The organism is Nonomuraea wenchangensis, assembly GCF_900111685.1.
Lineage (GTDB): Bacteria > Actinomycetota > Actinomycetes > Streptosporangiales > Streptosporangiaceae > Nonomuraea > Nonomuraea wenchangensis.
On the sequence record NZ_FOHX01000017.1, the window covers coordinates 109960 to 132283 of the forward strand.

Below are 22324 nucleotides of genomic sequence, written 5' to 3' on the forward strand. Positions count from 1 at the left end.
CTTGGTTAGAGCGTCCGTGCCACCTCGGTGGCCCAGTAGGTCAGGATCAGGTCGGCGCCGGCCCGCTTGATGGCGACCAGCGACTCCATGATCATCCGTTCGCGGTCCACCCAGCCGTTGGCCGCGGCCGCCTCGACCATCGCGTACTCGCCGCTCACCTGATAGGCGGCGACCGGCACGTCCACCTCGCGGCGGACGGCGGCGATGATGTCGAGGTAGGCCAGGGCGGGCTTGACCATCACGGCGTCCGCGCCCTCGGCCAGGTCGAGCCGGATCTCGCGCAGCGCCTCGCCCAGCGGCCCCGCGGGGTCCTGCTGGTGGGTGGCGCGGTCGCCGAACTGCGGCGCGCACTCGGCGGCGTCGCGGAACGGGCCGTAGAAGGCGGAGGCGTACTTCGCGGAGTAGGCGAGGATCGGCACGCCCGCGTGGCCGGCGCCGTCGAGCGCGGCGCGGATGGCGCCCACCTGGCCGTCCATCATGCCGCTCGGCGCGATCATCTGGGCGCCCGCGTCGGCCTGGGCCACCGCCACGGAGGCGTAACGCTCCAGCGTGGCGTCGTTGTCGACGTCGCCCGACGGGGTCAGGATGCCGCAGTGCCCGTGGTCGGTGAACTCGTCGAGGCACGTGTCGGCCATGACCACGAGCGCGTCGCCGACCTCGGCGCTCACCTCGCGCAGCGCCTTCTGGAGCACGCCGTCGGGGTCGTCGGCGGCCGAGCCGCGCGCGTCCTTGACCGCCGGGACGCCGAACAGGATCAGCCCGCCCACGCCCGCCTCGGCCGCCTCGTGGGCGGCCTTGCGCAGCGAGTCGGAGGTGTGCTGGAACACGCCGGGCATCGAGGCCACCGGCTGCGGCTCGGCGATGCCCTCCTTGACGAACGCCGGCAGGATCAGGTCGGCGGCGTCGAGCCTGGTGCCCGCCACCATCCGGCGCAGCGCGGGAGTGCCGCGCAGCCTGCGGGGGCGTGCCACGGGGAAGCGTGCGCTCATCTGGCTCTCCTTCTCGCGCCACGGCGGTTCTGGGAGGGCCTGCGCGGCGTGTCGCCGGCGGCCAGCGCCGCCTGGCGCTGCTTGGCTCCGTACTCGGCCACGGCGGCGGCCAGCGCAGAGGCGGATGGCTTGTCGGCCATGACGTCCACCCGGAGCCCGAACTCCTCCGCGGTCTTGGCCGTCTGCGGCCCGATGACCGCGATCACGGTCACGTTGTGCGGCTTGCCGGCGATGCCCACGAGGTTGCGCACCGTCGAGGAGGAGGTGAAGAGCACGGCGTCGAACCCGCCGCCCTTGATCGCCTCGCGGATGGGCGCGGGCGGCGGCGCGGCCCGCACGGTGCGGTAGGCCGTGACGTCGTCGCACTCCCAGCCCAGCTCGGTCAGCCCGGCCACCAGCGTGTCGGTCGAGATGTCGGCGCGCGGCAGCAGCACCCGGTTGATCGGGTCGAGCATGGAGTCGTACGGCGGCCACTCGGCCACCAGCCCCTCGGACGACTGCTCGCCCGAGGGCAGCAGGTCGGGCTTGACGCCGAACTCGACGAGGGCGCGCGAGGTCGCCTCGCCCACGGCGGCCACCTTGAGCCCGGCGAAGGCGCGGGCGTCGAGGCCGTATTCCTCGAACTTCTCGCGCACCGCCTTGACGGCGTTGGCGCTGGTGAAGGCCACCCACTCGTAGCGGCCGGTGACCAGGCCCTTGATGGCGCGGTCCATCTGCTGCGGGGTGCGCGGCGGCTCGACCGAGATGGTCGGCACCTCCTCGGGCACCGCGCCGTAGGAGATGAGCTGCTCCGACAGGCTCCGCGACTGCTCCTTGGTGCGGGGCACCAGCACCCGCCAGCCGAACAGCGGCTTGGTCTCGAACCACGACAGCTTGTCGCGCTGCCCCACGGCCTCGCCCACCACGATCAGCGCGGGCTCGGTGAACCCGGCGTGCTTGAGGTCGGCCTGCAGCCGCCCGAGCGAGGACACGACGGTGTACTGCTCGGTGGTGGTGCCGCCGCTGCTGACCGCGACGGGCGTGGTGTCCGGCCTGCCGCCCGCGATGAGCGCCTTGCCGATGGACACGGCCTCGCCGATGCCGTTGTAGATGACCAGGGTGCCGGGGCAGGCGGCGTGGGAGGACCAGTCCTGCTCCTGCGCGGCGTCCACGACGCGGAACTCGGGCACGGCCGTCGCCGGCGGGATGCCGGCGTAGGTGAGCACGGCGGTCGCGGGCGGGACGCCGGGCACGATCTCGAAGTCCACCTCCGCCGCGGCGCAGGCCGCGGCCTCCTCGGTGATCGAGGAGAACAGCATGGGGTCGCCGGGGCACAGGCGCACCACGAGCCCGCCGTCCTTGGCGCGCTTGACGAGGCCCGTCAGCGCGTCGTCGCCCTCGACGACCTGCACCCCCTCGCGGGCGTGGCGCAGCAGCACGCGGTGCGCCTCCTCGCCGAGCACCACGACGTCGGCCTTGCCGAGCAGCTCGGCGCCGCGGAGCGTGAGCAGGTTGGGGTCGCCGGGGCCCGCGCCCACGAAGGCGACGAGACCGGAGGTTGGACTATCGGAGCTCAATGGGAATGCTCCCCCATCAATCTGTCGGCCCCTTCGGAGATCATCTCGGCCGCGAGGCGGCGGCCCAGGCTGTCAGCCTCAGAAGGAGAGCCGGCGGTGGACTTGCGGACCGCCTCGCGGCCGTCGAGCGCGACGACCGTGGCGGTCAGGTTCAGAGTGTGCCCGTCATCGACCGCGTACGCACCCACGGGCGCCGAGCAGCCCGCCTCCAGCGCGGACAGGACGGCTCGCTCGGCGGCCACCGCCGAACGGGTGCGCGGGTCGTCGAGCACGCCGAGGAAGGCGACGATGTCGGCGAGGTCGGCGCGGCACTCGACCGCGAGCGCGCCCTGGCCGGGAGCCGGCAGCAACTCCTCGACCTCGAAGATCTGGGCGATCTCGGCGGCCCGGCGGAGCCGGTTGAGCCCGGCCGTGGCCAGCACGACCGCGTCGAGCTCGCCGGAGGTGACCCTGCTGATGCGCGTGTCGGCGTTGCCGCGGATCGGGACGTACTCGAGATCGGGACGGAGCGCGCTCAGCATGGCGACGCGACGCGGCGAGCCGGTGCCGACGCGCGAGCCGGGCGGCAGGTCCGCGAACTTGCAGGGCGCGATCAGCGCGTCGCGGTGGTCGTGCCGGGCCGGGAGCGCGGCCAGGGTGAAGCGCGGGTCTTGCTTGGTGGGCAGGTCCTTCAGCGAGTGCACGGCGAAGTCGATCTCTCCGTCGAGCAGCTTGTCGCGCAGCGCGCTCACGAACACGCCGGTGCCGCCGAGCTGCGCGAGGTGGGCCTTGGTCACGTCGCCGAACGTGGTCACCCCGACGAGCTCGATCGCTCGCCCGGTGCGCTCGGTGTAGGCGTCGGCCACCATCTGGGACTGGGCGGTCGCCAACTGGCTGCGGCGCGTGCCCAGCCTGAGGGGTTCGGGCGTCACAGCTCCACCTCTCTCACGGCCTCGGGCATCTTCGGGTCCAGGTTGAACAGCTCACGCAGCGCCTCCGCATAATGATCGCCTCCCGGGCAGGTCGCGAGCTGCTTGACACGCACAGTGGGCTCGTGGAGCAGCTTGTCCACGACGCGCTGCACGGTCATCGCGACCTCGTCGCGCGCCCGGGCGTCGAGGTCGGGCACGCGCATCAGGAGCCGGCCGAGCTCGGACTCGACCACTCCCGCCGCCTTGCTCCGCAGCGCGACCACGGTCGGGGTGACCTTGGCTGCGCGCTCGGCGTCGAGGTAGGCACGAAGCTCCTCGACGACCAGGGCGCGCACGGACGCGACCGCGTCGACCTCCCGTGAGCCGATGCCGGACTCCTGGATGGTCTCCAGGTCGACCAGCCGGACCCCCGGCACCCGGCGCACGGCCGGGTCGACGTCGTGCGGCAACGCGAGGTCCAGCAGAAACGTGGGTCCGCCCAGCATATCCGGCGTGATGATGTGCCTGCCCGCTCCGGTGCAGGTGATCACGATGTCGGCGCCGGCCAGCTCGGCCGGCATGGCGGAGAACTCGACGGCCCGGCCGCCGACGTTGGCGGCCAGGCGGGCGCCCCGCTCGTACGTCCGGTTGGCCACGACGATGTCGGTGACCCCGGCGCGCTGGAGCGTGACGGCGGCCAGCGAGCTCATGGAGCCCGCGCCGACCACCAGCGCCCGCCGGCCCGCGATCTCGCCCGCCAGCGCCAGCCCGGCCGTGACGAGGGAGGCGCCGGCCTGGTCGATGCCGGTGTCGGTGTGGGCCCGCTTGCCGACCCGCAGCGCCTGCTGCACCAGATCGTTGAGCGTGGCGCCGACGGTGCCCTGGCGCTGGCCGAGCTTGAGCGCCTGGCGTACCTGGCCGAGGATCTGGCCCTCGCCGACCACCATGGAGTCGAGGCCGCACACCACGGAGAACAGGTGCTCGACCGCGCGCTCCTCGTAGTGCACGTAGAGGTGCGGGGTGAGCTCCTCGACCGTGACGCCCGTGTGCACGCCGAGGAGACCGGTCACGGCCGTGAGGGCGGCGTGGAACCGGTCGACTGTGACGTAGATCTCCACCCGGTTGCAGGTCGACACCACCATGGCCTCGGCCACGGACGTGTCGTGCTGGACGTCGTGGAGGAGCTTGACCAGCCGGTCGCCGGTGAGTGAGACCCGTTCAAGCAGCGCCACCGGCGAGGTGCGGTGGCTGAGTCCGATGGCCAGAATGCTCATTGACTGTCCACCGCCATGAGTGGCCCTCCAGCTTTGCGTTGCTCGTGGAACGCGAGAATCTGCAGTTCGATGGATAGATCGACCTTACGGACGTCGACGGTGTCCGGGACGGAGAGCACCACGGGGGCGAAGTTGAGGATGCTGGTCACGCCCACGGCGATCACGCGATCGCAGACCGCCTGCGCCGCTTCCGCCGGTGTCGCCAGAACCACGATCGAGACTCCCCGCCGCTTGACGACGGCTTCCAGTTCGTCGATGTGCTCAACATTCAACCCCGCTATGGTGTCGCCCACGACTTCGGGGTCGGCGTCGATGAGTGCCGCCACCCGGAAGCCGCGTGAGACGAACCCGCCGTAGTTCGCCAGCGCTCGGCCGAGGTTGCCGACGCCGACGATGGCGACCGCCCAGTCCTGCGTCAGGCCCAGCTCGCGGGAGATCTGGTAGACGAGGTACTCGACGTCATAGCCTACGCCTCTGGTGCCGTAGGAGCCGAGATGTGACAGATCTTTGCGCAGCTTCGCGGAGTTGACCCCGGCGGCCCCGGCGAGGTCCTCCGAGCTGACCGTCGCCACGCCCCGCTCCGCCATGCCGTGCAGCGCCCGCAGGTAAAGCGGCAGCCGCGCGACCGTCGCCTCGGGGATGCCTCGGTCACGGGGCTGGGACGTGCTCTTCACGCGCCGGAGCTCCAGGGGACGGGCGGCGGGGAGCCGCGGGGATGGATTAGAACCGTCTTTCAGGTTAATCCCTTTGTGAACCGATGCACAAAGTAGCGGGGGTACGGTTGCCATATGCACCGCATCACCTTGCTCGGCAAGCCCGGCTGTCACTTGTGTGAGGACGCGCGTGAGGTCATCGCCCGGGTGGCGGGCGAGCTGGGCGTCCCCTGGGAGGAGATCAGCATCGACTCCTCCGAGGAGCTGAGGGAGAAATACTGGGAGATGATCCCGGTCACGCTCATCGACGGCGTGCAGCACGACTTCTGGCGGGTCGACGAGACCCGCCTGCGCGCGGCGCTCAGCACGTGACCGTGCTCAGTACGTGACCCTGCTCAGTACGACACCGTGGGGAGGGGCACCACCTTCGCGGCGTTGACGTCGAGCTCGATGACGTTGGTGGCCAGCACCATCGACTGCCGCTCGGTCACGAACCGCTCGACGTGCGGCTGCCGCTGGTGGTCGCGGTAGGCGACCTCGTCACGGTAGAGCTCGTAGACGATGCGCTGCAGCGGGGCCGACTTGACGGAGTGGCAGGCGTAGACGAGTGTGTCGGGCTCGCCGCGGCGCACGCCCTCGACCGTGGCCTCGGCCAGCCGGTCGAACGCCTCGCCCGCGCCGTCCATGATCGTGAACACGGTGAGCAGGCCGTAGATGTTCGGCGACAGGCGGCCCCCGGCGGGCTGCCCGCCCAGTTGCCCGCCCGGCTGCTGGGGACCGGACGGGGAGAACAGGTCGGCGCCGGAGAAGAGCATGCCGGTGGCCGGGCCGGCCGGCGGCGGAGTGGGCGGCATCGCGTACTCGGGGCCGCGCGACGGCATGGCCTGCGGGCCTGAGGGGCCGCCGAACTGCTGCTGGCCCGAGGGGCCGCCCGGCAGTGGGCCGCCGTTCATGATGTAGCCGGTCGCGGGGCCGTCCTCGGGCGGGGGCGGCGCCATGCGGGCGGCGTAGTCGACGTCGCGCTCGCCGGCGCGGTATTCGGCCACCAGGTCGCCGAGGCCGGTGGGACGGCGGGGCGGGGCGGGCGGCAGGTCGGCGGCCGGCACGGGCTCGGGCATGGCCCGGCGCCCGCGCGGGACGGTGCGGTCGTGGTCCTCCTGCGGCCCGCCGCGCTGGTCGTGGCCGCGCCGGGCGCCGGCATCGGGGCCGTGCCGCCCGGGGGCGTCGTGACCGTGCCTCGCGGGGGCGTCGTGGCCGTGCCGAGCGCCGGCCCTTGCGTCCTGGCCGCGCCGGGCGGGGGCGTCGCGGTCGTCGAAGTCGTCGTCCTCGTCGTCGTACGGCGCGAGCGGCCGCAGCACGGTGTACCAGATCGCCGCCGCGGCCACCGCGAGCAGCGCCGTGGTGAACAGCGGGGGCACCGTGAAGCGCATCGCGCCCACCAGGGCGATCCCGGAGGGGGCGATCACCAGGGAGGCGTGCAGGTTGTCGGTGTCGTACTCGTCGCCATTGCGCCATTTGAGCGCCGCGACCACCAGCATGGCCAGCATGATCACCACGGCGACGGCGTGCACGCCGATCAGCAGGTAGCCGGGGAAGATGCCCCAGAGAGCCGACCCCGCGGGCGGGGTCTTGCCCATCTCCTGGGACTTGAGCGGATCGAAGAGCATGATGGCGCCGGTGACGATCGTCAGCGCGATGCCCATCAGCCACGACAGGAAGCGCGGCGGCACCCGCTCGGCGAGGAGCTGGATCATGCCGACGGCCAGCCACAGCGGCGCGAGCAGCGACCCCGTCACCTGGTAGATCCGGAACGTCACCGCCCCGAACCCGAGCAGGCTGCCGATGCCGACCACCGCCAGCGACAGGAACAGCGCCCCGGCCGCGACGGCCCAGCCGATCAGCCAGCCCTCGGGCTCGTCACGCAGCCTTTTGATCAGGGCGCCTGTCGCGAAGGCGGCGAGGAGCGCACCGGCGAACCCGAGGACAGCAACGAGGATCTCCATGGTGACTCCAATGCTGCCGGACGATGCCTCCCAGCCGGTAGCCGAAGAGGGAACAGGTCGATCCTCACGGTATCCGGCGGTTACGCCAAGTCATGCAAGCACGTTGTGGATTGTGGAATTTCCGGTTGATTTCTAGAGTGTTCGAGCACGCCGCACCCCTTACCCCTAGGGATACCGGATGCCTGACTCGTCACCGTTCGCCGGGCTGCTGGTGCCAGCGCTCGCTGCACCTGCCCGGACGGGCGAGTTCGCCGTGCGCGAAGAAGCGCCGGAACCCGAGGTGGACGCAGCCGCCGACGTGGATGTGCGGTCGCTCGTCCTGCACGCCAAGAACGGCTGCACGGAGTCGTTTGGCACGCTCTACGACCGCTATGTGGACCTCGTCTACCGCTACATCTACTTCCGGGTCGGCTCTCATCAGCTCGCCGAGGACCTGACCAGCGAGACCTTCCTGCGGGCGCTGCGCAGGATCGCCGACTTCACCTGGCAGGGCCGCGATTTCGGCGCCTGGCTCGTGACCATCGCCCGAAACCTGGTGACGGATCACTTCAAATCGGGGCGATATCGGCTGGAGATCCCCACCGGGGAGATCATCGACGTTCCGCTCGACGGCTCGCACATCCCGGAGAACGCCGTGGTCACGGCCATCATCAACGACCGGGTGCTGCGGGCCGTACGAGAGCTCAATCCCGAACAGCAGGAAGTGGTCGTCCTGCGTTTCCTGCACGGACTCTCGCTCGCGGAAACCGCGTTGATCATGGGGAAGAAGAGTGGAGCGATCAAAGCGCTGCAGTTCCGGGCCATCCGCGCGCTGGCCCGAGCGCTCAAGCACGACCTGGCGTAACCTCCACCAACCACCCGTCGTTAGGCAGGTGTCACGGCCAGACGGAGGCGACTGTCATGGGTAGGGCGCGCAGGCGGCGGGATCGCGTGCTCGAACATCTCACCGAGCTGCGGAGCCTGCCCATCGGCGGGGCCCCGGAGCCGGCCTTCCGCGCGCGGCTGCGCGCCGAGCTGATCTCCCGTCACCGGGCCGAGCAGTCGCCGTACCCGTTCCCTTCCGTCTCCGCCGCCGACCTGCCCTCGCTCTCCTCCGGCACGCCGGTCCCCTCCTCCCCGGGCCGGCACGCGCGCCCCCGCGCCTCCCGGCGGCCCGCGCGCAGGCGGCCGATGCTGTCCCACCTGGCCTCGTTCGGGCTGGCGGCGGGGATGATGGTCTCGGCGTTCGCGACGTACCAGTCGGTGCCCGGCGACTCGCTCTACCCGCTCAAGCGGGCCGCCGAGAGCACCCTCGTCCGGCTCAGCGCCGACGACGCCCAACGCGGCGAGCGCGAGCTGGACTCCGCCAAGACCCGCGCCAAGGAGGTCGCCAGCCTGCTCGGCTCCGCCGGCGACGGCCCGCTGGTCGGCGAGACGCTCAAGGACATGGAGGACTCCACCCGCTCGGGCATCAGCCGGCTCGAACGGGCCGAGCCGCGCTCGCCGAAGATCAAGAAATTCGCGCGGGATCAGAAAGAGATGGTCAGCCCCATGCTTCCGCAGCTCAACGGCGACCAACAGGCCCAGGCGGAGGGCTATCTGCACTACATCGAAGGTCTGGTCGCGCCACAGTAGGTAGCTAAGCTGAGGCGCATGCGGCTTTTTGGACGACGACACCAGATCGAGCCCGAGGCTGCCGGCGAGGCCGCGGCCAGGGCGGCGGTCACCGTCGCGCCGGCCGAGCCGGTCGAGCCCGACCTGGAGGCGGCGGCCTTCTTCGACGTGGACAACACGATGATGCGCGGGGCCTCCATCTACCACTTCGCGAGGGGCCTCGCCACGCGCGGCATGTTCACCACCTCCGACCTGCTGAAGTTCGCGGTGGGCCAGGCGGTCTTCCGGCTGCGCGGCAGCGAGAACCCCGACCACATCGCGGTGGCCAGGGAGACGGCGCTGGCGTTCGTGGCCGGGACCAAGGTCGACGACGTGGTCCGCCTCGGCGAGGAGATCTACGACGAGGTCATGGCCGACCGCATCTGGAGCGGCACCCGCGCGCTCGCCCAGTCCCATCTCGACGCCGGCCAGCGGGTCTGGCTGGTCACCGCCACGCCGGTCGAGCTGGCCAGGGTCATCGCGCAGCGGCTCGGGCTGACCGGCGCGCTCGGCACCGTCGCCGAGACCGGCAACGGCATCTACACCGGCCGGCTGGTCGGCGACCTGCTGCACGGCCCCGCCAAGGCCGAGGCCGTGCGGGCGCTGGCCCGGCGCGAGGGCCTCGACCTCACCCGTTGCACCGCCTACAGCGACTCCGCCAACGACCTGCCGATGTTGTCCCTGGTCGGCCAAGCCGTGGCCATCAACCCCGACAGCGAGCTGCGCGAGCACGCGAGGAAGCACGACTGGCCCATCAAGGACTTCCGCACCGGCCGCAAGGCCACGCTGAAGGCCCTGCCCATCGCGGCGGGCGTGGGGGCGATCGCGGGCGGCGTCGCGGCCGGCATGGCACTGCGCCGCCACTACCGCCGCGTCTGACCCGCCGCCCGCTCCCCCCGTCACTTCAAGGACTCGAACAGCTCGCGGGCCTGGGGCTGCCGCCACTCGACCCGGTTCCGGTCGGTCCTGGCGGGCTGCCACGGCACGACGGTCGTGCTGATCCTGGCTTCGGTCAGCTGTGCCGCCAGCCCGGCCATCTCCTCCAGGCCGAGATCGGTACGCACCGACTCGCGCACCTCGCTCAGCAGGGCCTTGAGCCGGTTCTGGTCCAGGGCCGAGCTCTGGGCCTTCTTCGCCATCGCGCGCAGGAGCTGCGCCTGCCGCTTGATGCGGGCGATGTCCGAGCCGTCCCCCTGGGCCCGCGAGCGCATCCACCCCAGCGCCGCCTCGCCGTCCAGCGTGACCTTGCCGGCCGGCAGCTTGAGCTTCGCCCGCCGGTCGTCCACCGGGCGGCTCAGCGTGAGCTGCACGCCCCCGAGCGCGTCCACCACGCCCTTGAACCCGGTGAAGTCCACTTCGATCGTGTGCTTGAAGGTGAGCCCCGTCAGCTTCTGCAGGGTCTGGCGCAGGCAGGTGAGGCCGCCGTCCTGATCGTACGTGGAGTTGATCATGTCGACGCGGGCCGGATCTCCCGCGCAGGCCTGGATCCGCACGATCGAGTCGCGGGGGACGCTGACCGCCGTCACCGCTCCCCTGTCCTCGGGCACGTGCAGGATGATGATGCTGTCCGCGCGCCGCCCGCCGCCGTCCGGCTGGCGGGCGCGCTGAGGCCCGTACGCCACGTTCTCGCCCTCGACGCTGTCCGAGCCGACCAGCAGGATGTTCATGGCGCCGCCGACGTCCACGTTCCGCGCCCCGGCGGGGGGCACGGCGACCGGCCGTCCGCCGGCCAGCAGCATCGTGGGCACCACGACCGCGACGGCCGTGGCGACGGCCACGAGACCGGCGGTCCACCAGGTGGCCCACCACCGCCGGGCGGGGCGGCCCCGCAACAGGCGCTCGCGCTGGCGGACGAGCGTCGCGGGCGGCTCGTGCTCCAGTCGCGCGCCGAAGTCGCGGAGCAGCTTCAGGTCGTCCATCGTCACTCCTCCTCCGCCATCGGGTTGGTGTCGCCGAGCGCGGCCCGTACCTTCCGCCTGCCCCTGTTGAGGCGGGAGCGCACGGTGCCGACGGGGATGCCGAGCGCCTGCGCGACCTCCACGTACGTCAGGTCGCCCCAGGCGATGAGCAGCAGCACGTCGCGGTCCTTGGCGGACAGGGACGCAAGGGCGCCGGCCAGCTCGCCGCGTACCGCCTGGGCGCTGACCCCGGCGGCAACCCGGTCGGCGGGCGACTCGATCGTGTGCTCGACCGGCGCGCGCAGCAGCGCCCGGTAGCGGGCGGCCTCGCTGCGGTGGTGCCGGGAGATGAGCTTGGTGAGGATGCCGAACAGCCAGGGACGGGCGTCCGGATAGGCCAGGTCGTAGCTCCTCCTGCGGGAGAAGGCGACCAGGAAGGTCTCTCCGACGAGATCCTCCGCGGGCTCGGGGCCGAGCCGTTTGGAGACGTAGCGATAGAGCATTCCGGCGTAGCGGTCGAACAGCTCGGCGAACGCCTCGGGTTCGGTCCATGAGGCGTTCACGAGCTCCGCGTCCGCGCCTCGGGTGGCGGGTTGCAGGATCATCTCCGCCCTTCTCTGGGGGAACGGTCGGAGATGTCTCGCCACAAGCCGCCGCGGGGGTTCACGGCGGGCGCGCGGTCAGAGGAACGGCGGGAACGCGTGCCCGCGGCGCAGCCGCAGCTCGTTGAGCATCTGCTGGATGACCTCGCGCACGTGGTCGGTGACGTTGAAGACGACCATGGGGTCGTCGGCGGCCTCGGGCTCGTAGTGGTCGGTGCGGATCGGCTCGCCGAACTCGATCATCCACTTGGACGGCAGCGGCACCAGCCCGAGCGGCCCGAGCAGCGGGAAGAACGGCGTGATCGGCACGTAGGGCAGCCCGAGCAGCCGGGCCAGTGACTTCACGTCGCCGATCTTGGGGAAGATCTCCTCGGCGCCGACGATCGCCGTGGGCAGGATGGGCACCCCGGCGCGGATCGCCGAGGCCACGAAGCCGCCGCGGCCGAAGCGCTGCAGCTTGTAGCGCTCGGAGAAGGGCTTGCCCACGCCCTTGAAGCCCTCGGGGAACACCCCGACCAGCTCGCCCTTGCGCAGCAGCCGGTCGGCGTCCTCCCGGCAGGCGAGGGTGTGGCCGGTCTTGCGTGCCAGGTGGCTGAGCAGCGGGAGCTGGTAGACGAGGTCGGCGCCGAGCAGCCGCAGCGGCCGGTGGACGTCGTCGTGCATGGCGACCTGGAGCATGAGCGCGTCGAGCGGCAGCGTGCCGGAGTGGTTGGCGACGACCAGCGCGCCGCCCTCCTCTGGCACGTTGTGCAGCTCGACGGTCTCCACCCGGAACCAGTGGTTGTAGAGGGGCCGGACGAGCTCCAGGAAGATCTTGTCGGTCAGCTCGGGGTCGTAGCCGAACTCGTCGACCTCGTAGTCGCCGTCGAGCCGCCGCCGGAGGAAGGCCAGCAGCTCGGCGAGCGGGTCGGGGTCGGCCTGCTCATAGGAGGGCGCGGCGGTGATGGGGATCACGCGGCCGTCGTCGTCCTCGTGGGAGACGCTCAACTGGGCACACCTCCGAGCGGGTGCAGGCCCCTCGAGCGCAGGAAGTCCTCGAAGGCCGCCCCGGTGCTGAACTTCGGCTTCCAGCCGAGCTCGGCCTCCAGGCGCGAGGTCTCGACCGCGCGGCCGTAGCACATGAGCTTGAGCTGCTCGGGTGAGTACTCGACCAGCCCGAGGCGGCGCGCGGCGTTGCCGAGCGCCTCGAACGCTGGCGAGAACAGCGGCATCGACAGCCGGCCCGCCCTGCGCACGCACTGCGACAGCAGCAGCACGCCCGCCCCGGCCACGTTGTACGTGCCGGGGTGGTCCTCCGTCGCCATCCGGCGCAGCACCTCGACCGCGTCGTCCTCGTGGACGAACTGCAGCCGCGGGTCGAAGCCGAGCACGGTCGGCAGCACCGGTTGGGTGAAGTAACGCGTCAGGGGCGAGTCGACACCCGGCCCCATGAAGTTGGCGAAGCGCAGCAGTGACACGGTCACGTCGGGACGGCGGCGCGCGAAGCCCCGCACGTAGCCCTCGACCTCGCACGCGTCCTTCGCGTAACCGTGGCTGGGGCCGTCGTGCGGCTCCAGGTCTTCGGTGAAGACCGCCGGGTCCCGCGGTGACGAGCCGTAGACGGCGGTGGTGGAGCGGACCACCACCCGCCGCACGGTCGCCGACCGCTGGCAGGCTCCGAGCAGCTGCATGGTGCCGATGATGTTGTGCTCTTTCATGGCGGCCCTGCCACCGCCCCGCGAGGGAGCGCTGACCAGGCTCATGTGCACAACGGTGTCGATGTCCGCGGCCGCGATCACCTGCGCGATGTCGGGGCTGCGCAGGTCGACCCGGACGAACTCGGTCCGGCCCAGGGAGACACCGCCGTCCCGCGTCAGCGAGGGGGGCGGCACGGTGTCCACTCCGATGACCCGGTCGATGTCCGGGTCGGCGGCCAGCATGTTCGACACACGGGCGCCGATGTGGCGCGAGACCCCGGTGACGAGCACGGTGTGGGTCATCAGCGCCTCGCAGCTGCGTTGGTTACTTCTTGTTACGCCGCTGGATGCGCGTCTTCTTGAGCAGCTTGCGGTGCTTCTTCTTGGCCATCCGCTTGCGGCGCTTCTTGATCACAGAGCCCACGGGACCCCCAGGTACTGATAGCAAGTCTGAATCGGAGTGCGAGCGCACACCGGCTCACAGACTACCGGCGATCCACGGTAGATCGCCCCTCGGGGGGCGAGAGCCCCGGCCGCGCGTGGCGAGCGGCCGGGCTTCTCCCGCGACAGCACTCACGGCGTGACCATCACGTCGCTACGTCAACCTGCCTCGATGTAGGCCTCCCGCAGATAGTCGTGCACCGCCTGCTCAGGCACTCTGAACGACCGGCCTACCCTGATGGCCGGGAGCTCGCCCGAGTGTACGAGCCGGTACACCGTCATCTTGGACACCCTCATGACCGTCGCCACTTCAGCCACGGTCAGGAACTTCACCTCGCTGAGAGGTCTTTCGCCTGCACCCATCGGACGCCTCTTCCGCACGTGTATCCGGGTTATCCCCACTGGTGCCATTGCTCACGCACGTGTACTGCCGTCAGCGTAAGTCGGGACTCCGAGTGCGCAAACCCCCTATTTTCTCTCTTGACGGAGCCGCCTGTCAGCCGAACCAGAGAAATCGCTGGTGAGCAGCGGGTCGAGCACCTCGCCTGGACCTTGGAACTGTCCAAGATGCCACACATAAGAGTCGCCGGAGCCCTGTCAAAAGTTGGCAAAGGGACGGCGAGCCGCTTGGAATGCGGGCGCGAAAAGACGGTATCGAGCTGACCGAATTGAACTCACAGGGCTGATGAGACCAGAGTGACCAAACGTTCGGTGAGCGGAGCGTAATAACGCGGCAGCACATTGTCGTCCAACGGCACGACCACGTCGATCTTTCCTTCGGCCTCCCCGACGAACAGGCCGGGGTCGTTGCTGTCGGCGAAGGAGACCGTCGGCACCCCCGCCTCGCCGGCCGCTCCCGCCCAGCCGTGGTCGGCGATCACCAGGTCGGGCAGGTCCCCGTCCAGCTCGTGCAGCATGTGCCGCATCGGCGCGGCGTCGTGGGTGTGCACGAAGTTGCCCCGGTCGTCGAGCATCGCGATGTCGTGGAGGTAGCGGATGCGGCGCGGGCGGCCGAAGCCGGAGCCCGCGTACGTCCAGCCCTCGCCGGGCGTCAGCAGCCGCGCGCCGTGCCGCTCGCAGAGCGCCGCGAGCGGCAGGTGGACCGCCAGCAGCCCGGTGGGGTGACCGGTCGCGAACAGGATCCGCGGCTCGGGCCGGGCCAGCACGGCCGCGATGCGCTCGGCCATGGCGTCGAGGGCGTCGATGGTCAGCTCGGGGTCGATGGTGTCCTGGCCCCAGCGGTGCCCGGGGTCGGAGACGACGCCCGCGGACTTGGCCATGAGCGCGAGCACGTCCCGGTAGGACCACGGGTGGTCGAAGCTCAGGCCGAGGGCGTAGTAGGGGTCGCCGTTGGCCAGGGAGCTGTAGTGGTCGAGGTTGTTCTCACGGGGGGTCGCGACGTCACCGGCGATGCGGGTCCGTACGAGGTGATCGCGGAGTTGGTCGCGGCTCAGCACAGCTTTCCTTCGCAGAACATCGGCGCCAGGGCCTGGGGGCTAGGGCATCGGGTCGAGGCCGTGCAGGGGGAACACCGCTTTGCGGGTCGCCATGACCGCACGGTCGATGGGGTCCGCTGGGTCATAACCTGCCGAGATATCACGAAATTCCGGGTTTCGGCCATCTGTCATGGTCAGCGGGGGCGTCTCGCCGGTGCGCTCCCGGACGTACCTGCGCCACTCCTCGCTGGTCGGCGTGGCCGGGGCGACCGGGTGACCCGCCGCCTCGGCGAGCAGGTGCGTCCACGCCCTCGGGACGACCTGGACCAGCTCGTAGCCGCCGCCCCCGACCGCGATCCAGCGCCCGCCCGCCGTCTCGTGGGCCAGGCGGTGCAGGGCGGCGTAGGCGAGGCGCTGGCCGTCGACGCTCAGCATGAGGTTGGCCAGCGGGTCGAGCGCGTGGCTGTCGCAGCCGTGCTGGGTCACCAGCACCTCGGGCCGGAACTCGTGCAGCAGCGGCGGCACGACCGCGTGGAAGGCCCGCAGCCAGCCCGCGTCGCCGCAGCCGGCCGGCAGCGCCACGTTGACCGCCGTGCCCTCGGCGCCGGTCTCCTCGGGGAAGCCGGTGCCGGGGAACAGCGTGCGCGGGCTCTCGTGCAGGCTGATCGTCAGCACCCGAGGGTCGTCGTAGAAGGCCGTCTGGACGCCGTCGCCGTGGTGGACGTCGACGTCGACGTACGCGATCCGGCCCACCCCGCGCTCCAGCAGCCAGGCGATGGCGAGCGCCGGGTCGTTGTAGACGCAGAAGCCGCTCGCCATGGCCGGCATGGCGTGGTGGAGCCCGCCCGCGATGTTGACGGCGTGCTCGGCCGCGCCCTCCCAGATCGTCCGGGCGGCGGCCAGCGAGGCGCCCGCGATCAGCGCCGACGCCTCGTGCACGCCCTTGAACGCCGGGTTGTCCATGGTGCCGAGCCCGCAGCCGAGGTCGGGCGCGCCGGAGACGGACACCCGCTTGACCGCCTCGACGTAGTCGCGCTTGTGGATCATGGCCAGCTCGTCGTCGCTCGCCGGCTCGCAGCCGGCCAGCTCGACCCGGTCGAGCACGCCCAGGTGGCGGGCCAGCGCCATCGTCAGCTCGACCCTGACGGGCGCGAGTGGATGGGTGGGGCCGAAGTCGTAGGAGGTGAGAGCGTCGTCCCAGATCACCCGTACCGACCGGCTCATGCCAACCCCTCCACGTGCCGCCTCGCCTTGGGCCGACGTTACCGCAGCGCGGACTCCGCGTTGTAGCCCGGGCTCGGAGCGAAATGCCTGGGCTATGCCGGACATCTCATGACTTAGGGTTTGGGCGTGCGGATGGGGCGAACGGTCAGGAGAGCCGTGCGGTTCCTGCGGCGTCCCAAGGTCTTCGACGCCGCACTGGTGATCGTCATCTCGGTCCCCTCCGTGATCGCGCTGGTCGTCATGATCGCGCGGGGCGAGACCGGGGAAGCGCCGCGCCTGGTCCACTACCTCGTGGGCGCGGCGCTGCTGCTGTGGCGCCGGCGCCGGCCGGTGCTCACCGCGGCGCTGATGACGGCGCTGGACGTCACCGGCATGGCCCTGCGCCTCGTCACGGTCGCCGACCTGCCCATGGCCATAGCGCTCTACAGCCTGGGCCGGCACACCTCGGGCCGCGTCACCGCACTGGCCGCGCTCGCCGCCTACGCCTGCTACGCCCTGGCCGGGGAGGTCTTCCAGCCCGGCAGGGGCAACTGGGTGGGCTACGTGTTCGCCGTGGCGACGGCCGTGGGCGTCGGCCAGCTCGTCCGGCTGCGTGCGGAGCTCGACGAACGCGCCAGGAGCGAGGCCGCCGACGCCGCCGTACGCGAGGAGCGGCGGCGCATCGCCCGAGAGCTGCACGACATCGTGGCGCACCACATCACCGTCATCACCGCCCTCGTCGGCGGCGCGCGGGCCACCCTCCCCGCCGAGCAGGAGGTCACCAGGGACGCGCTGAAGAGCGCCGAGCAGACCGCCCGCGAGGCCATGACGGAGATGCGCCTCCTGCTCGACGTGCTCAGGGCCGACGACGTGCTCCGCGACGGCGACCTGATCGGCGCGGGCGGCGCGGGCGGCACGGGACCGGACGCCGCGACCGGCGTCGGCGCCGACCGGCTGCCCGCCCTCGTCGCGGAGGCGAGGTCGGCCGGGCTGTCCACCAGCCTCACCGTGACCGGCACGCCCGTCGCGCTGCCCGCCCCCGTCGACCTCGCGGTCTACCGGATCGTCCAGGAGGCGCTGACCAACACCCGCAAGCACGCGGCCGGGGCACGGGCCGGGGTGCGGCTGGCGTACGAGCCGGAGGCGGTCGAGGTCGAGGTCGTGGACGACGGGCGCGCCACGGGCTCCGGCACGCCCGGCTTCGGGCTCGGCGGCATGGCCGAGCGGGTGACGCTCTGCGGCGGCCGGCTCACGACCGGCCCGCACCCCGGCGGGGGCTTCCGCGTGCACGCCCGCATCCCCCTGGAGACGCCGTGATCCGCGTGCTGCTCGCCGACGACCACGAGCTGGTCCGCATGGGCTTCAGGCTCATGCTCGACGCCCAGCCCGACCTGTCCGTGGTGGGCGAGGCCGGCGACGGCGCGGAGGCGGTGGACCTCGCCCGGCGGCTGCGGCCGGACGTCGTGCTCATGGACCTGCACATGCCGAACCTGGACGGGGTCCGCGCCACCGAGCTGATCACGGATGCGCTGCCGGAGGTGCGGGTGCTCGCGCTGAGCACGTTCGACCTGGACGAGAACGTGGTCGCGGCGCTGCGCGCGGGCGCGGACGGCTTCCTGCCGAAGGACGTCTCCCCCGAGGAGCTGATCGAGGGCGTGCGCGTGGTGCACCGGGGCGAGTCCGCGGTCGCGCCGCGCCTGCTGACCCGGCTGATCGGCACGTTCGTCCGCGACTCGCGGACCCCGCCCGCGCCCGCCCGCGCGGCCGGGCTCGCCGGGCTGACCGAGCGTGAGCGGGAGGTCCTCGTCCTCATCGCCCGCGGCCGCTCGAACGCGGAGATCGCCGCCGGCCTCGCCGTCTCACCCTCGACCGTCAAGAACCACGTGACGAGCCTGTTCGCCAAGCTCGGCGTACGGGACCGCGCCCAGGCCGTCATCGTCGCCTACGAGGCGGGGCTCGTCCGCCCCGGAGAGTAGGACCCTGGTCCCAGAGCCCGCCCGGCGGAACGGTCCCCGGGCAGGAAGAAAGCAGCGGCCCGCGCCGCCAGGCTGGGACCATGACAGCCATCAGGGCAACGAACCTGAGCAAACGTTACGGCCCCACCGTCGCGGTGGCGGAGCTCTCCTTCGACGTCGAGCCCGGCCGGGTGACGGGTTTCCTCGGGCCCAACGGGGCCGGCAAGTCCACCACGATGCGGATGATCCTCGGGCTCGACCGGCCCTCCGGCGGTGCCGTGCTCGTGGACGGGCGGCCGTACCACGAGCTGCGGCACCCGCTGCGCAAGGTGGGCGCGCTGCTCGACGCGAAGGCCGTGCACGGCGGGCGCAGCGCCCGTGACCACCTGCTGGCCATCGCCCAGAGCAACGGGCTGCCCGCGAGCCGGGTCGAGCAGGTGCTGGAGACCGTGGGGCTGCGCGAGGTCGCGAGACGCCGCGTCGGCGGCTTCTCCCTGGGCATGGCGCAGCGGCTCGGCATCGCCGCCGCGCTGCTCGGCGATCCGGAGATCCTGCTGTTCGACGAGCCCGTCAACGGGCTCGACCCGGACGGCATCCTGTGGATCCGCACGCTCATGCGCGAACTCGCGGCCGAGGGCCGCGCGGTCTTCGTCTCCAGCCACCTCATGAGCGAGATGGCCCAGACCGCCGACCACCTCATCGTGATCGGCAAGGGCCGGCTCATCGCCGACACGGGCGTCGACGAGTTCATCGCGCGCAGCTCGCAGGGCTACGTACGGGTGCGCTCCCCCCGCCTGGCCGAGGTCGCCGACCTCATCGGCACGGGCGAGCGGCATCCCGACCACCTGCGCGTGACCGCGATGAGCACGCTGGAGATCGGCACGCTCACCGCGCGGGCCGGGATCCCGCTGGAGGAGCTGACGCACGTGCGGCCCTCGCTCGAAGCCGCCTACATGGAGCTGACCAAGGACAGTCTGGAGTACACGTCATGATCGACATCCTCAGGTCGGAATGGACCAAGCTCCGCTCGGTCCGCTCCACGGTCTGGACGCTGGCCGCCACCGCCGTCATGATGATCGGCTTCGGCGCGCTGCTGTCCGCCGCGGTCAAGAACACCGCCGACGGGCCCGTCGAGCTCGCGAACGCGCTGATGGCGAGCCTGTCCGGCGCGATGTTCGCCTCGCTGTCGATCGCCGCGCTGGGCGTACTGGTGATCTCCGGGGAGTACCGCACCGGCGGCATCCGCACCTCGTTCATGGCCGTACCACGGCGGCTCCACCTGCTCGCCGGCAAGGCCGTGGTCTTCACCGTGACCTCGCTGGTCGTCTGCACGCTCGCCGCCGCCGGGGCGCTCGCCGCCGGCCTGGCGATCACGCAGCCCGCCGGGCTCACGCCGGGCGAGGTCGTACGGTCCGCCGTCGGCGCGGGGCTCTACCTGACCGCGTGCGGGCTGTTCGGGCTGGCCCTCGGCACGCTCGTCCGGCACACGCCGGGCGCGCTCGTGGCGGCCATCGCGCTGATCATGGTGCTCCCCGCGCTCGTCCGGCAGCTGCCCGGCCAGTGGGGCAGGACCGTCGCCGAGCACTTCACCACCAACGCGGGCCAGCTCGTCATGGCCGGCGGCGGAGGGGGCTCCTCGCTGAGCCCGTGGGCCGGGTTCGGCGTCTACCTGGCGTGGATCGCGGTGACCGCGGTCGCGGCGGGCGTCCTGATGCGCCGCCGCGACGCCTGACCATCCGGCGTCGAAGGACCAGGCCGGACGGCTCAGCCGCCCGCGAGCTCCCGCCCGCGGTCCCTGGCCGCCTCGATGGCGGCCAGGAACGCCGCCCGCACGCTGTGCCGCTCCAGCTCCGCGATGGCCGCGATCGTGGTGCCGCCGGGCGAGGTGACCGCCTCGCGCAGGATCACCGGGTGCTCGCCCGAGTCGCGCAGCATCACGGCCGCGCCGACGATCGACTGCGTGACCATGTCGAGCGCGGCGGCACGCGGCATGCCGAGCAGGATGCCCGCGTCCACCATGGCCTCGACCAGGTAGAAGAAGTAGGCGGGGCCGCTGCCGGAGAGCGCCGTCGCCGCGTCCTGCTGCGACTCGGGGATGCGCAGCACCTTGCCGACCGGCCTCAGCAGGTCCTCGGTCAGCCGGAGGTGCTCCTCCCCCGCGTGCGCCCCGGCCGAGATGACGCTCATCGCCTCGTCGAACCTGATCGGCGTGTTGGACATCACCCGCACGACCGGCACGTCCACCCCGAGCCGCTGCTCCACGAACGCCGTCGGGATGCCGGCCGCGGCCGTGATCACCAGGCGGTCGGCGGGGACATAGGGGGCGATCTCGGCCAGGAGGGTGGCCATGTCCTGCGGCTTGACCGCCAGGATCAGCGTGTCTGCCGCCTTCGCCGCCTCCGCGTTGGTGACGGTGCGCACGCCGTAGGTGTCGCGCAGCGCCTGCGCCCGCTCGGCCCTGCGGGTCGTCGCGAGCACGTCGCCCGGCTTGAACCCGGCCCGCAGCAGCCCGGACAGCAGGGCCTCGCCCATCTTGCCCGTGCCCAGAATCGCAATCATCCTGGAAGCCTACTCACCGGCCAGGAGCGGTCAGCGACGCGACATCAGCGACCGCAGGAAGAACCCGACGTTGCGCGGGCGCTCGGCCAGGCGGCGCATGAGGTAGGCATACCAGTCGTCCCCGTACGGCACGTAGACCCGCATCTGCGAACCCAGGCCCGCCAGCCTGGCCTGCTCGGCGGGGCGGACGCCGTACAGCATCTGGTACTCGAACCCGGTGACGTCCCGGCCGTCGAGCACGGCGAGCGTCGAGGCGATCCGCAGCAGCCGGGGGTCGTGCGTGGCCACCATCGGGTAGGCCGTCCCCGCCATGAGCACCTTGAGGCAGCGTACGAACGACCGGTCGATCTCGACCGGCGCCGTGTAGGCCCCCGGCGCCGTGTAGGCCCCCTTGCACAGCCGCACCCGCGCCCCGCCGAGCTTCTCGCACCGCTCCAGCGAGTCCGGCAGGTAAGCCTGCACCACCACCCCCACGTCGGGATGGTCGCGCCGCAGCGCGGTGTGGACGGCGTGCAGCCCGTGGATCGTGTCGCGCTCCTCGGCGTCGAGCGTCACGGTGACGCCGCGCCCGGCGGCGGCCCGGCAGATGTCGGCCGCGTGCTCGTACGCGAGCTGCTCCGACAGCCGCAGCCCGAGCGCGGTGAGCTTGACCGACACGTCCGCGCCGGCGGGCAGCAGGGCGAGCAGGGTGAGGTATTCGCCGACGGCCGCGGCGGCCTGCTCCCGGTCGGTCACCTCCTCGCCCAGGTGGTCGACGGTGACGAGAAGCCCTCTGCGGGTCAGGTCGCCGACCACGGCGGCGATGTCGTCGGCGACGTAGCGCTTGACCACGTCCCTGGTCAGCGGCGAGGTGGAGATGACGCGCTCGGCGCGTTCGCTTCGGGAGACGGCGAGCATGGCCTGACGGAGCACGAGCACCACACTAACCCCGAAGGGCGCTGAACCGCGGGCCACCCGGATCCGTCGTAGAGGTATGCGCACAATGACGAAAGCGACTCTTCTGGCCGGATCACTGGTTCTCGCGACGAGTTGTGCCACCGCGCCGGCCACGCGACCGGCCGCGTCCTCCGCCTCCCGCACCCCCACCCCGCCGCCGGCGGTCGAGGTGACCCCGGTCACCACCGCTCCGACGACGGCTCCGTCGGAAGGCCCCCAGCCGGTCAAGCCGACCGGCGACGCGATCAACGTACGCAAGGTCCGCTGGACCAAGGCCAAGCCGGTGTCCAAGGGCAAGAAGGTGCAGCTCACCTGGTGGTCGGGCGTCGCGCCGTGCACGGTGCTGGACCGCGTCAAGGTCAAGGAGACGACGAAGAAGGTCACGATCACCCTGTACGAGGGCACCTCGCCCAAGGCCAGGAACACCTCCTGCATCATGATCGCCATCGAGAAGACCACCACCGTCAAGCTCAAGAAGGCCCTGGGCAAGCGCGTGCTCGTGGACGGCGCCAGGCGCTGAGCCGTGTCCAAGAGCGGACACCCCTGCTGACAACTGATCGATTACTTGCGATACATCGATCAGGCACCGAAGGCGCGGGGGCGTCGAGGGTGACGTCGCTC

The 22324-nt window shown here is 71.7% G+C and carries 25 protein-coding genes; 9 read left to right on the plus strand and 16 right to left on the minus strand.

Annotated features, from left to right (window positions below; translation table 11 throughout):
• Positions 1–5: 5 nt before the first annotated feature.
• Genes hemB through BMW85_RS37560 form a run of 5 tightly spaced genes read right to left on the minus strand, consistent with a single transcriptional unit; the run spans position 6 to position 5383 of the window.
• Positions 6–989 carry a porphobilinogen synthase gene (gene hemB / locus BMW85_RS37540; protein ID WP_091091340.1) on the minus strand — a complete coding sequence of 328 codons (984 nt, stop codon included), beginning with the start codon at positions 987–989 and terminating at the stop codon, positions 6–8.
• The gene (locus BMW85_RS37545; RefSeq protein WP_091091341.1) at positions 986–2506 is read right to left on the minus strand and encodes a bifunctional uroporphyrinogen-III C-methyltransferase/uroporphyrinogen-III synthase; all 1521 of its coding nucleotides are present in this window, start codon (positions 2504–2506) and stop codon (positions 986–988) included. Before BMW85_RS37545 ends, hemB begins: the two co-directional genes overlap by 4 nt.
• A 35-nt stretch (positions 2507–2541) precedes the next feature.
• Positions 2542–3456, minus strand: a complete 915-nt coding sequence (gene hemC / locus BMW85_RS37550; protein WP_091091344.1) for a hydroxymethylbilane synthase — start codon at positions 3454–3456, stop codon at positions 2542–2544.
• Positions 3453–4709, minus strand: coding sequence for a glutamyl-tRNA reductase (locus BMW85_RS37555; protein WP_091091347.1), 1257 nt, complete (start codon positions 4707–4709; stop codon positions 3453–3455). Before BMW85_RS37555 ends, hemC begins: the two co-directional genes overlap by 4 nt.
• Positions 4706–5383, minus strand: a complete 678-nt coding sequence (locus BMW85_RS37560; RefSeq protein ID WP_091091349.1) for a redox-sensing transcriptional repressor Rex — start codon at positions 5381–5383, stop codon at positions 4706–4708. The genes BMW85_RS37555 and BMW85_RS37560 overlap by 4 nt, the downstream gene beginning before the upstream one ends.
• Positions 5384–5497: 114 nt before the next feature.
• On the opposite strand from BMW85_RS37560, the gene BMW85_RS37565 reads away from it, so the two are divergent.
• The gene (locus BMW85_RS37565) at positions 5498–5734 is read left to right on the plus strand and encodes a glutaredoxin family protein (RefSeq protein WP_091091351.1); all 237 of its coding nucleotides are present in this window, start codon (positions 5498–5500) and stop codon (positions 5732–5734) included.
• A gap of 23 nt (positions 5735–5757) precedes the next feature.
• On the opposite strand, the gene BMW85_RS37570 is transcribed toward BMW85_RS37565, so the two are convergent.
• Positions 5758–7365 (minus strand): putative quinol monooxygenase, encoded by a 1608-nt coding sequence (locus BMW85_RS37570; protein WP_091091353.1) that lies wholly within the window; start codon positions 7363–7365, stop codon positions 5758–5760.
• Between the two features lie 178 nt (positions 7366–7543).
• Here BMW85_RS37570 and BMW85_RS37575 point away from each other — a divergent pair, with 178 nt between their 5' ends.
• The 3 genes from BMW85_RS37575 to BMW85_RS37585 are packed head-to-tail and all read left to right on the plus strand — an operon-like array spanning position 7544 to position 9876.
• Positions 7544–8209, plus strand: a complete 666-nt coding sequence (locus BMW85_RS37575) for a sigma-70 family RNA polymerase sigma factor (protein ID WP_091091355.1) — start codon at positions 7544–7546, stop codon at positions 8207–8209.
• Positions 8210–8265: 56 nt separating this feature from the next.
• A complete protein-coding gene (locus BMW85_RS37580; RefSeq protein WP_143082534.1) occupies positions 8266–8979 on the plus strand; it encodes a DUF5667 domain-containing protein in 714 nt (237 codons plus the stop codon).
• A gap of 18 nt (positions 8980–8997) precedes the next feature.
• Positions 8998–9876, plus strand: coding sequence for an HAD family hydrolase (locus tag BMW85_RS37585; RefSeq protein ID WP_091091359.1), 879 nt, complete (start codon positions 8998–9000; stop codon positions 9874–9876).
• A gap of 20 nt (positions 9877–9896) precedes the next feature.
• Here the strand turns inward: BMW85_RS37585 and BMW85_RS37590 are convergent, their stop codons facing one another.
• From BMW85_RS37590 to BMW85_RS37625, 8 genes are all read right to left on the minus strand, one after another.
• The gene (locus tag BMW85_RS37590) at positions 9897–10916 is read right to left on the minus strand and encodes an LCP family protein (protein WP_091091361.1); all 1020 of its coding nucleotides are present in this window, start codon (positions 10914–10916) and stop codon (positions 9897–9899) included.
• Positions 10917–10918: 2 nt separating this feature from the next.
• Positions 10919–11500: an RNA polymerase sigma factor gene (locus BMW85_RS37595; protein WP_091091363.1), complete on the minus strand. Its 582-nt coding sequence runs from the start codon at positions 11498–11500 to the stop codon at positions 10919–10921.
• A gap of 75 nt (positions 11501–11575) precedes the next feature.
• Positions 11576–12484 carry a lysophospholipid acyltransferase family protein gene (locus BMW85_RS37600; protein ID WP_425434406.1) on the minus strand — a complete coding sequence of 303 codons (909 nt, stop codon included), beginning with the start codon at positions 12482–12484 and terminating at the stop codon, positions 11576–11578.
• On the minus strand, positions 12481–13476 hold the full coding sequence (locus BMW85_RS37605; protein WP_091091366.1) for an NAD-dependent epimerase/dehydratase family protein: 996 nt from the start codon (positions 13474–13476) through the stop codon (positions 12481–12483). Before BMW85_RS37605 ends, BMW85_RS37600 begins: the two co-directional genes overlap by 4 nt.
• 22 nt (positions 13477–13498) lie before the next feature.
• Positions 13499–13597: a 30S ribosomal protein bS22 gene (locus BMW85_RS37610; protein WP_018654693.1), complete on the minus strand. Its 99-nt coding sequence runs from the start codon at positions 13595–13597 to the stop codon at positions 13499–13501.
• A gap of 176 nt (positions 13598–13773) precedes the next feature.
• A complete protein-coding gene (locus BMW85_RS37615) occupies positions 13774–13977 on the minus strand; it encodes a helix-turn-helix domain-containing protein (RefSeq protein ID WP_026214222.1) in 204 nt (67 codons plus the stop codon).
• A gap of 311 nt (positions 13978–14288) precedes the next feature.
• A complete protein-coding gene (locus BMW85_RS37620; RefSeq protein WP_091091368.1) occupies positions 14289–15071 on the minus strand; it encodes a phosphatase in 783 nt (260 codons plus the stop codon).
• Positions 15072–15110: 39 nt separating this feature from the next.
• Positions 15111–16274, minus strand: a complete 1164-nt coding sequence (locus BMW85_RS37625) for an acetoin utilization protein AcuC (protein WP_091091369.1) — start codon at positions 16272–16274, stop codon at positions 15111–15113.
• 132 nt (positions 16275–16406) lie between these two features.
• Between BMW85_RS37625 and BMW85_RS37630 the strand changes: the two genes are divergently transcribed.
• From BMW85_RS37630 to BMW85_RS37645, 4 genes are all read left to right on the plus strand, one after another.
• Positions 16407–17570, plus strand: a complete 1164-nt coding sequence (locus BMW85_RS37630) for a sensor histidine kinase (protein WP_091091372.1) — start codon at positions 16407–16409, stop codon at positions 17568–17570.
• A complete protein-coding gene (locus tag BMW85_RS37635; RefSeq protein ID WP_091091374.1) occupies positions 17567–18229 on the plus strand; it encodes a response regulator in 663 nt (220 codons plus the stop codon). Before BMW85_RS37630 ends, BMW85_RS37635 begins: the two co-directional genes overlap by 4 nt.
• Positions 18230–18309: 80 nt before the next feature.
• Positions 18310–19200, plus strand: a complete 891-nt coding sequence (locus BMW85_RS37640; protein ID WP_091091376.1) for an ATP-binding cassette domain-containing protein — start codon at positions 18310–18312, stop codon at positions 19198–19200.
• Positions 19197–19940 carry an ABC transporter permease gene (locus BMW85_RS37645; RefSeq protein ID WP_091091378.1) on the plus strand — a complete coding sequence of 248 codons (744 nt, stop codon included), beginning with the start codon at positions 19197–19199 and terminating at the stop codon, positions 19938–19940. Before BMW85_RS37640 ends, BMW85_RS37645 begins: the two co-directional genes overlap by 4 nt.
• A gap of 32 nt (positions 19941–19972) precedes the next feature.
• Here the strand turns inward: BMW85_RS37645 and proC are convergent, their stop codons facing one another.
• Positions 19973–20767: a pyrroline-5-carboxylate reductase gene (gene proC, locus BMW85_RS37650; RefSeq protein WP_091091380.1), complete on the minus strand. Its 795-nt coding sequence runs from the start codon at positions 20765–20767 to the stop codon at positions 19973–19975.
• 30 nt (positions 20768–20797) lie between these two features.
• Entirely contained in the window at positions 20798–21679 is an 882-nt protein-coding gene (locus BMW85_RS37655) for a proline dehydrogenase family protein (protein WP_091091608.1), read from the minus strand.
• Between the two features lie 70 nt (positions 21680–21749).
• Here BMW85_RS37655 and BMW85_RS37660 point away from each other — a divergent pair, with 70 nt between their 5' ends.
• Positions 21750–22223 (plus strand): hypothetical protein, encoded by a 474-nt coding sequence (locus BMW85_RS37660; protein WP_245775282.1) that lies wholly within the window; start codon positions 21750–21752, stop codon positions 22221–22223.
• Positions 22224–22324 lie beyond the last annotated feature (101 nt).

Coding starts and splice junctions, on each gene's coding strand:
- hemB (WP_091091340.1), bottom strand. CDS start 989: ATGAGCGCACGCTTCCCCGTGGCACGCCCCCGCAGGCTGCGCGGCACT.
- BMW85_RS37555 (WP_091091347.1), bottom strand. CDS start 4,709: ATGAGCATTCTGGCCATCGGACTCAGCCACCGCACCTCGCCGGTGGCG.
- BMW85_RS37565 (WP_091091351.1), top strand. CDS start 5,498: ATGCACCGCATCACCTTGCTCGGCAAGCCCGGCTGTCACTTGTGTGAG.
- BMW85_RS37570 (WP_091091353.1), bottom strand. CDS start 7,365: ATGGAGATCCTCGTTGCTGTCCTCGGGTTCGCCGGTGCGCTCCTCGCC.
- BMW85_RS37575 (WP_091091355.1), top strand. CDS start 7,544: ATGCCTGACTCGTCACCGTTCGCCGGGCTGCTGGTGCCAGCGCTCGCT.
- BMW85_RS37580 (WP_143082534.1), top strand. CDS start 8,266: ATGGGTAGGGCGCGCAGGCGGCGGGATCGCGTGCTCGAACATCTCACC.
- BMW85_RS37585 (WP_091091359.1), top strand. CDS start 8,998: ATGCGGCTTTTTGGACGACGACACCAGATCGAGCCCGAGGCTGCCGGC.
- BMW85_RS37590 (WP_091091361.1), bottom strand. CDS start 10,916: ATGGACGACCTGAAGCTGCTCCGCGACTTCGGCGCGCGACTGGAGCAC.
- BMW85_RS37595 (WP_091091363.1), bottom strand. CDS start 11,500: ATGATCCTGCAACCCGCCACCCGAGGCGCGGACGCGGAGCTCGTGAAC.
- BMW85_RS37605 (WP_091091366.1), bottom strand. CDS start 13,476: ATGACCCACACCGTGCTCGTCACCGGGGTCTCGCGCCACATCGGCGCC.
- BMW85_RS37615 (WP_026214222.1), bottom strand. CDS start 13,977: ATGGGTGCAGGCGAAAGACCTCTCAGCGAGGTGAAGTTCCTGACCGTG.
- BMW85_RS37625 (WP_091091369.1), bottom strand. CDS start 16,274: ATGAGCCGGTCGGTACGGGTGATCTGGGACGACGCTCTCACCTCCTAC.
- BMW85_RS37630 (WP_091091372.1), top strand. CDS start 16,407: ATGGGGCGAACGGTCAGGAGAGCCGTGCGGTTCCTGCGGCGTCCCAAG.
- BMW85_RS37640 (WP_091091376.1), top strand. CDS start 18,310: ATGACAGCCATCAGGGCAACGAACCTGAGCAAACGTTACGGCCCCACC.
- BMW85_RS37645 (WP_091091378.1), top strand. CDS start 19,197: ATGATCGACATCCTCAGGTCGGAATGGACCAAGCTCCGCTCGGTCCGC.
- proC (WP_091091380.1), bottom strand. CDS start 20,767: ATGATTGCGATTCTGGGCACGGGCAAGATGGGCGAGGCCCTGCTGTCC.
- BMW85_RS37660 (WP_245775282.1), top strand. CDS start 21,750: ATGACGAAAGCGACTCTTCTGGCCGGATCACTGGTTCTCGCGACGAGT.